The 8,236-nt window shown below is 42.9% G+C and carries 7 protein-coding genes; 3 read left to right on the top strand and 4 right to left on the bottom strand.

Annotated features, from left to right (window positions below; genetic code table 11):
• Positions 1-188 precede the first annotated feature (188 nt).
• Entirely contained in the window at positions 189-2,237 is a 2,049-nt protein-coding gene (locus A4S05_RS31390) for an elongation factor G (RefSeq protein ID WP_069073689.1), read from the bottom strand.
• 480 nt (positions 2,238-2,717) lie between these two features.
• Between A4S05_RS31390 and A4S05_RS31385 the strand changes: the two genes are divergently transcribed.
• The 3 genes from A4S05_RS31385 to A4S05_RS31375 all read left to right on the top strand — a co-directional run bounded on the left by A4S05_RS31385 (position 2,718) and on the right by A4S05_RS31375 (position 4,837).
• Entirely contained in the window at positions 2,718-3,641 is a 924-nt protein-coding gene (locus A4S05_RS31385; RefSeq protein ID WP_069073688.1) for a tetratricopeptide repeat protein, read from the top strand.
• A gap of 82 nt (positions 3,642-3,723) precedes the next feature.
• Positions 3,724-4,281 (top strand): phosphate-starvation-inducible PsiE family protein, encoded by a 558-nt coding sequence (locus tag A4S05_RS31380; RefSeq protein ID WP_176727166.1) that lies wholly within the window; start codon positions 3,724-3,726, stop codon positions 4,279-4,281.
• A 310-nt stretch (positions 4,282-4,591) separates the two neighbouring features.
• Positions 4,592-4,837 carry a hypothetical protein gene (locus A4S05_RS31375; protein WP_069073686.1) on the top strand — a complete coding sequence of 82 codons (246 nt, stop codon included), beginning with the start codon at positions 4,592-4,594 and terminating at the stop codon, positions 4,835-4,837.
• A 38-nt stretch (positions 4,838-4,875) separates the two neighbouring features.
• Here A4S05_RS31375 and A4S05_RS31370 read toward each other — a convergent pair whose 3' ends face one another.
• The 3 genes from A4S05_RS31370 to trpS form a co-directional block, all read right to left on the bottom strand.
• Entirely contained in the window at positions 4,876-5,712 is an 837-nt protein-coding gene (locus A4S05_RS31370; RefSeq protein WP_069073685.1) for an Rpn family recombination-promoting nuclease/putative transposase, read from the bottom strand.
• Between the two features lie 122 nt (positions 5,713-5,834).
• Complete coding sequence (locus A4S05_RS31365) at positions 5,835-6,755, bottom strand: methylenetetrahydrofolate reductase (protein WP_069073684.1); 921 nt, start codon at positions 6,753-6,755, stop codon at positions 5,835-5,837.
• Positions 6,756-6,813: 58 nt separating this feature from the next.
• A complete protein-coding gene (trpS, locus tag A4S05_RS31360) occupies positions 6,814-7,824 on the bottom strand; it encodes a tryptophan--tRNA ligase (RefSeq protein WP_069073683.1) in 1,011 nt (336 codons plus the stop codon).
• Positions 7,825-8,236: the final 412 nt, after the last annotated feature.

Raw genomic sequence — 8,236 nt, 5'->3', positions numbered from 1 at the left:
CCCATGTTTCTACAGCTAAAATTCTATCCCAAAAATAATACCTAAAAGCAGACACCTTGAAAGGGCTGGTCCTAGTTATTTACGAATCCTTTTACAGATTAAAAAAGATTCCCGACTTTTCTCAGAAGTCAGGAATCTCAGCCTTGGAGCGATGCCTACGCTACTCTAGATTAATTCCAAATCCAAAATTACTTGCCGTTGCCGTTACCACCATTACCATTGCTGTGAATGACACGTTCGGCAAGCTTTTCCGGCACTTCCTGGAGGTGGTCATATTCCCAATGGAAGGAACCAACGCCAAGAGTGAGCGATCGCAGTTCTACAATAAAATTTTGCATCTCTGCTTGTGGCAAGTATGCAGAGACATTATCCCAGCCTTGCCAATCGTTTCTCCCCTCATAGCCTAAAATTTGCCCCCGTCTACCACTCAATAGTTGCAGCACTTTGGAGGTAAATTCGCTAGGAGTTGTCACTTCCACTCGCAGAATTGGTTCTAACAGCGTAGGTTCTGCTTGGGGTATCCCTGTTTGCATTGCCAATCGGGCAGCTTGCTTAAAGGCTTGTTCGGAACTATCAACGTTGTGATAGGAACCATTAGTCAGAGTTACGGACAAATCCACTATTGGGAAGCCCAAAGGCCCATGTGTCAGAAATTCCCGCACGCCCATTTCCACGCCAGGAATGTACTGTTTGGGAACCACGCCGCCGACAATGGTTTCATTAAAGTTAAAACCTGTACCGCGTGGTAAAGGCTTGATTTCAAGAAAAACATCACCAAACTGTCCGTGACCACCGCTTTGGTGTTTGTAGCGCCCATGAACTGAAGCCACTGTCTTACGAATGGTTTCTTTGTAAGGCACTTGCGGTAAATGAGTTGTCATCGGCAAGTTATATTTGCGGCGCAGTCTGTCTAGGGCGACTTGCAAATGAATCTCGCCTTGACCCCACAATATAACTTCGTGGGTATCGCCGTGCTGTTCCCAAGCAAGTGAACAGTCTTCTTCTAATAACTTGGTGATGGCACTGCTGAGTTTAACTTCATCGTTGCGCTTTTCTGGTGTAATAGCGAGGGCATACACAGGTTCCAACTGTACAGCTTTAGGTAATTCTATTGCAGATTGCTGTTCTGTAGAGATTGTATCGCCTGTTTTGATTCCTTCTAAACGGCTCAATGCAACAATTTCACCAGCACTAACTTGGTTAACTATCTGCTGCTGTTGTCCCATGAGGCGGTAAATTCCACCAGTGCGAATGCCATTGAGGACAATTCCATCAGTTAATTTGCCCCGCCAAACACGCACGAGAGAGAGTTTTCCACCTTGGGGAGTGTAGTAAGTTTTTAATACCTGCGCTAAAGGTGTATCACCTTTGATGTTTTTTAAACGACGTTCTGCTGTGGTTTCTGGTTCGGGGGCTTCCCGTAACAAGGCTTCTAATAGAGGTCTAACACCATAATCTTGTTCTGCTACACCAAAGAAAACGGGCACTACTAAATCTGCCCCTAATTCCATTTTTAAATCTTTGAGAATTTCCTCTTGGGGTGGTTCAATGTCTTCTAAAAGTTCTTCGAGTAAATGGTCGTCAAAATTTGCTAAGGCTTCGAGCATTTCTGCCCGTGTTATGTGTTCTTCTTCTTTTAAACTTTCGGGAAAAGGGATGGGGTCAGCAGGTGCGCCTGGATGATATTGATATGCCTGTTCGCTCACCATATCAATAAAGCCGGTGAGTTGTTCCCCGTTCATGATGGGATATTGATGCGCTACCAGGGGACGGCTAGATACTGCTTTCAGGGCGTGTAACGTTTCCAAAACGTGAATATTTGCCCGATCCATTTTGTTGACGAAGACGAGGTGAGGAATTTCCCAATCGTCGAGGAATTTAAATAGAGGGGCGAGGGTGAGGACGCGATCGCGGATGGGTTCGCAAACTACAATTGCCGCATCGACTCCGATTAAAGCATTGTAAGTTTCTTGGGCAAATTCTACGCTTCCTGGACAGTCAATAAAAGTGAAGCGAATGCCGTTATACTCAGTGCTAGCAGCGCTGACTTCTACACTCATGTGGCGATCGCGCGACTCGGCAGCACTATCTCCCACTGTATTGCTGTCCTTAACACTCCCTTTCCGGGAAATTGCCCCTGTGACAAATAACAAGCTTTCTAGTAAAGTGGTTTTTCCACTTAAATAAGGCCCGACAATTGCAACATTCCGCGAACCCGATTTTACTTTTTCGTTCATAAAACCTCCCTTGCGGTAAGTTTTTCCTAACCGCATGATTCCGTATATATGAAGGGTTAAAGAAGAATCCAGCTATTCTGAATTCGGGATTCCGAGTCAAGACAGTAGCGAGTCCGCAATCGTCTTCAACTGATTTCTTTATTCACTAGCCGTACAGAATTCATTCTGAATTCTGAACGGCAGTTGCTCATGGGGGAAACCCCCTTGGCGCTAGCCTCTCCCTTTGGGAGAAGACCGCACTGCCTCCTCCTGACTCCTGAATTCTATTTGATAAAAAAATGGTTCTCTGGAGTCAAAATTACCCCTTCTTTAATTTGTTATTATCCTCTCTTTAATCGAAAGTTAAAAAAATTGTAGCCTGTCGTAAGATTTAGCTTAAGAAAAGTTAATTATCACAAACTTTTATGCCAAATTAAAAACTTTTGTAAAAAACTTTTTATGAAGTAAAGTTAACTGAAATTGTTGCGAGTTAGAAAATCAATGGCATTATCATTCTTTAAATATCGCATAGCAGGGTTAGTAAGTTTAACTTTGCTGATTGTTAGTATTTCCTCTCCCTCTCTTGCTCTATCTTCTCCTATCGCCTTAAAGGTGGCACAATCTAACCCTAAAAGTGCTGTAGACTGGTTAAACCAAGGATTACAGGCAATTCAGGCGGGAAGGGTACAAGATGCGATCGCAGCCTTTAAACAAGCAACCCAGTTAGATCCGGCATTAGCACCAGCGCACTATAATTTAGGGCTAGCATTCAGACAAACGGGACAATTACAACCCTCTGCGGATGCATTTTATCGAGCGACGCAAGCCGATCCTAAGTTTGCTCCAGCTTTTGCCAATTTGGGCGGTGCATTGTTAGAAGGGAATAATTTACAGTTAGCGAACGATTACTTGCAACGGGCCGTAGAACTTGATCCCAAACTAGGATTTGCCCACTATAACTTAGGGTTGGTACAAGAACAGCAACGAGATTGTGACCGAGCGATCGCATCTTTTAGAAAAGCCATAGAATATAGCAAGAATGCACCAGAACCTCCTTATCATCTGGGGATGTGTTATCTCCAACAAGGCAAACTCGATCAAGCTAGAAATGCCTTTAATCAAGCGGTAAAGATTAATCCGAAATATCCCGAAGCTTACTACAATCTCGGCTCAATTTGGTTTCAGCAACGCAAATTACAAGAGGCATTAGAGGCTTTTAGAAAATCAGCCGAAGCTAACTCTAACTATCCCAACGCTTATTATGGTGCTGGGTTAGTTTTTATGCAGTTACAGCAATATGGTGATGCAGTACAAGTATTCCAATTTGCTAGAGATTTATACAATGCTCAGGGAAATCCCCAATGGGCGAAAAATGCCGAGCAATTGTTGCAACAAGCACAAAATTTAAATTACCAACCTCGCTGAGGCGCAACAGCTTAATATTGCATAACATAAAAGTATTGGGTTGACTCGCTGGTGTTGTCTGAACTTATCCCGAATGGAATGAATGTACATGCAAAAGCGCCAGAAAAGTCGATTTTTATTTAGCGATCGCTGGCTTGATCGGCAATCAATTGTTCGCAACATGGAAGCCTTTCAAGACTTAATTGTGATTGTTTTGTGTTTGGGTTTGTTTGCCGTCATGCTGATCCAATTGTGGGGTTTACTTATGGCCCTCATGCAGCCACTAGATTATAAATATGTGACTGCAAAAATACTATTTGTGTTGATTTTAGTCGAGTTATTCCGACTATTAATGGTCTATTTGCAAGAACATAGTATCTCTGTGGGAGTAGCAGTTGAGGTAACGATTGTATCTCTACTGCGAGAGGTAGTAGTTCACGGAGCGCTGGAAATTTCTTGGGTTAATACGCTGGCAATTTGTGGTTTGTTGTTTGTTCTGGGTGGACTATTAGTGGTGTGTGCTAAGACGCCACACATGGATTGTATGAGCGCTAACACTAAATTTTGTCCGGTTGTGTATAGAGGAGGTAGGGAACGGAAAAATGATGAGTTTGAATTCGAGTATTCACGTCAATGTGATGAGAACCAACCGCTTGGATAAATTGTTATGAAATTAGAGAGTGGGGGAGATGAGGTAGAATTTTCTCCCTTGTCTGTCCTATCTCCTGACGTATTTATAGAGTGACGGCTATTAATTACGAATTACGTTAGCGAGTATTCGTTCGCGTAGCGTCTGTCTACGACACGCTGCGCGAACGTAGAGAGCGTCATTACGAATTACGAATTACGAATTTACTAACCTACCCTCGTAAGGTACTTCCGACGTATTGAAATATACTCTTTTTGGAAGATGAATCGCTCTTTAAGGGTAAGTATAAAGTTAATTAGAAATCCTAAAAGAGGTTCAAACAATGGCTAAAAATACAGGTAACGGACAGTCTCAAGAACCAATTAGCAACTTGGAGTACGATTTTGTAACCGTGTTGCACAACAAGGCTGAAGCCGTCAAAGCTTATGATATTTACATCAAAGATGCACAACAAGTAGGTTCTCAGCCTTGTGTAGAGTTGTTCCAAAAATTGCGGCAATCTGATCTTGAGCAAGCACAAGAGGTTCGCCGCCATCTACAAGAAGTGATGCAACACGGTAAGATGTAACCCAGGTTTGAAATGCGATCGCAAGTAGCACCCAGAATCTAGCCAGACGAATTCTGGGTTGCTTCCTGTACTTGTGCCACCGTTAAATCGAGAGCCACCGCCACTTGCTCTACACTCAATCCCAATGCCAACAACCGGGGAATAGCTTCTAACTTAGCTTGCTGCTTACCTTGTTGGCGACCTTCTTGGCGACCTTGTTGGCGACCTTCTTCTAAGCCGTCTTCCTTGATTGATTGATACATCCTTGTTTTTTTGAATTCGTCATCTATACCCAACATTTCTGCTAACTCCTCTCGGCTTAACCGGGTAAATTTGTACAACAGAATAGTCTCTATCAATTCTACAATTTGCTTCCTGGTAGATTCATCTGCCAGTTGTTGCCTAGCCTGTAAAATCAATTCTCTACCTTTGTCAATGGCTGTCTCTTCTTTTTCGATAATTAATTTAACGATCGCAACTTGCAGTGAGTTCTCCCCCGTATCTAATTCATCTAGATAAATGCGTTGCACTTGTGAACTGTCTAGAAGCAACTCATACGGTAAGCGATCGCTTGGATCTAAACTCCTTTGGGGATAGATAACCACAGCACGCCAAAAATTGACTGATTCGTTTTGACGAAAGTAAGTGAAGATTTCAGCAAAGAAGCGTCTATAAAAAGTTGAGTCTAATTGAAACTGGACTTCAACAAAGTAAAGTGGCTGGTTTGTAGTTTCACTTGTGGGGATAAATACCCCATCAATCCTAAAAGCATTTTCTTTTACTTCAACTGAAACAAATTTATAGGCGTTTACATCAACAGTATTATCGCCAACTATTGCAAAAAAGATGCTAGGAAAAGCTTGAAATAAGCTATAAAATATTTTGTCAGTTTTCACCTGGATTTAGTGAAGCAAAAATTGGATATTGAAAGTCTATCAAAAATCGTGTAGACGCGTCTGATTCAGGATTAAAAAAGCAGATGGAACCATCTGCTTTCATAAAAGATTTATTATCTTATTTACTTAGATACCAACTGATTAACTGGAGCAACCCCAGCCAAATCTAAAATTGGCGCGATCGCATCTTCGCGTTTTACTGCCATCATGTGTACACCCTGACACAATTGCCGCGCTATCTGCACTTGCTCGGCGGCAATTTTTATCCCTTCCTCAAAAGGGTCTTTGGCTTTTGCCAATCTATCAATAATATGTTGGGGAATATTTACCCCCGGAACACATCTATTAATAAACTGGGCATTTTTTGCCGATTTCAACAGAAAAATTCCTGCCAAAATCGGTTTTTTATAACCAGCGGCAATGGTATCCATAAACTTTTCTAGCCGCTCAAAATCTGTAATCAACTGACTTTGAAAAAACTGCGCTCCAGCTTCAATTTTACGTTCAAATCGACTTTGCAAACCTGACCAACTCTTACATTGCGGGTCTACTGCTGCACCAACAAATAAATCTAGCGCTCCATCAGTCAAGGGTTTCTCATTGCAATCAACGCCTTGATTCATCTTCCGAATCAGTTGCAGCAGTCGCACAGCTTCTAAATCAAACACCGCTTTGGCATCTGGATGATCACCTGCTTTTACTGGGTCGCCAGTCAAAGCTAAAATGTTATGTATGCCCAAAGCATGAGCGCCCATCAAATCAGCTTGTAAACCGATGCGGTTGCGATCGCGGCAAGCAATTTGACAAATCGGCTCTATACCGTTTTGTGACAAAATTACCGACGCCATTAACGAAGACATCCGTAATACTGCGCGGCTACCATCAGTAACATTGACAGCATGAACCCTTCCCTTAAGAGTCGCCGCCATTTGAATCATGTGCGCTGGATCTCCCCCTTTTGGCGGTGCTACCTCGGCGGTAACTAGAAATTCACCTGCTTGTACAGCTCTGCGGAAGGCTGTGTGGCTATGGGTGTGATGCATAAAATTAAGACTTTCAATTTCTTAAATGGTATAGCAAATCACACCTAAAAGGGAAAACTTAGAGAGGAAGAGAGTATCCTAAAGCAGCTTTTACTTGTGATAAAGTTTGATTTGCGATCGCTCTAGCTTTTTCCCCTCCATCCCGCAACACAGACTCTAAATAGCTTTTGTCCGCCGTTACCGCCTGATATTTTTCTTGGATTGGTTTCAGAGACTCAATAATTGTGTCCGTCAACAATGGCTTGAATTGTCCCCAGCCCATATCCTGACACTCAATTGCAACATCTGTCTTCGTTTTACCAGAAAGCAATGTGTACAGGGTTAACAAATTATTACACTCTGGACGCGCTGGATCGTCAAAAGTCAGTCCCCGAATCGGATCGGTTTTGCAACGCTTAATCTTGTATTGAATCTGTTCTGGTGAATCTAGCAAACTTATCCAGCTTAACTCTGAAGGATCGGACTTCGACATTTTGCGTGTACCGTCCGCCAAACTCATTATCCTTGCCCCTTCCTTGCGAATCAAAGGGTCTGGTAACTTCAGAACCGGTTGATCTGGTTTACCAAATTGGTGATTTAACCGAGCTGCAATATCCCGTGTCAATTCCAAATGTTGCTTTTGGTCTTCACCCACTGGCACTTTATCCGCTTGGTAAAGCAAAATATCCGCTGCCATCAGCACAGGATAATCCAATAAGCCGACACTGACATTTTCTCCCTGCTTGACGGCCTTTTCCTTGAACTGAATCATGTCTTGCAGCCAGTTTAGAGGTGTAATGCAGTTGAGCAACCAGGTGAGTTCACTGTGGGCCGAAACGTGGGATTGTACAAAGATGGTAGAGTGATTTAAATCAAGACCACAAGCTAGATAGAGAGCAACAAGGGTGTAGGTATCAGTTGCCAACTGTGTTGGTTTGTGTGGCACTGTAATTGCGTGCAAATCAGCCACAAAAAGGTAATTTTCGTATTCGCTCTGACCTTCTACCCAGTTGCGAATGGCTCCCAAGTAGTTACCTAGATGGTAATTGCCGGTTGGTTGAATTCCAGAAAGAACACGTTGCTTGCCCATAAATTCCAACTTAATTATCTCAAATCCGCGTTGTGTAAAGTGGCGATGTCTGGCGACAAGTCGCTTGCGCCTACGCAAAACTCATTTAATTTTGACATTTTCCAGGGCAACTCGCCGAGAGATTTTAACTCAACTCCGATTGCTATGGAAACTCTTCACCAAGGAAAACGACCTGACTTTTCACGGCATCTGGAAAACCTCTGTTCTAAAAGGCTACGGTGTACACACAAGTCTGAAATAGCTGATTAACCAAGGTTTTACCCCCTTTCAAGGGTAGGGGTTTAAGAAAGAGGGAGAAAAGCAGGTAAAATACACAACTGTTGTCAGACCGCAAAAATATGCAAGTCAGATGCGGTGAAGAATGTCAGGGTGTGGGGGGAAAATGCTTTTAGGAAAAAGCGAGGAATTAAGG

The organism is Nostoc sp. KVJ20 (genome assembly GCF_001712795.1).
In the GTDB taxonomy this organism is placed as follows: domain Bacteria; phylum Cyanobacteriota; class Cyanobacteriia; order Cyanobacteriales; family Nostocaceae; genus Nostoc.
Note: the sequence above shows the minus strand (reverse complement) of the source record. Positions and strands in the feature narration are given on the sequence as shown.

Excerpts from the sequence above, each read along its gene's own strand:
- A4S05_RS31385 (WP_069073688.1), top strand. The coding sequence starts at position 2,718 with ATGGCATTATCATTCTTTAAATATCGCATAGCAGGGTTAGTAAGTTTA.
- trpS (WP_069073683.1), bottom strand. The coding sequence starts at position 7,824 with ATGGGCAAGCAACGTGTTCTTTCTGGAATTCAACCAACCGGCAATTAC.
- A4S05_RS31390 (WP_069073689.1), bottom strand. The coding sequence starts at position 2,237 with ATGAACGAAAAAGTAAAATCGGGTTCGCGGAATGTTGCAATTGTCGGG.
- A4S05_RS31380 (WP_176727166.1), top strand. The coding sequence starts at position 3,724 with ATGTACATGCAAAAGCGCCAGAAAAGTCGATTTTTATTTAGCGATCGC.
- A4S05_RS31375 (WP_069073686.1), top strand. The coding sequence starts at position 4,592 with ATGGCTAAAAATACAGGTAACGGACAGTCTCAAGAACCAATTAGCAAC.
- A4S05_RS31365 (WP_069073684.1), bottom strand. The coding sequence starts at position 6,755 with ATGCATCACACCCATAGCCACACAGCCTTCCGCAGAGCTGTACAAGCA.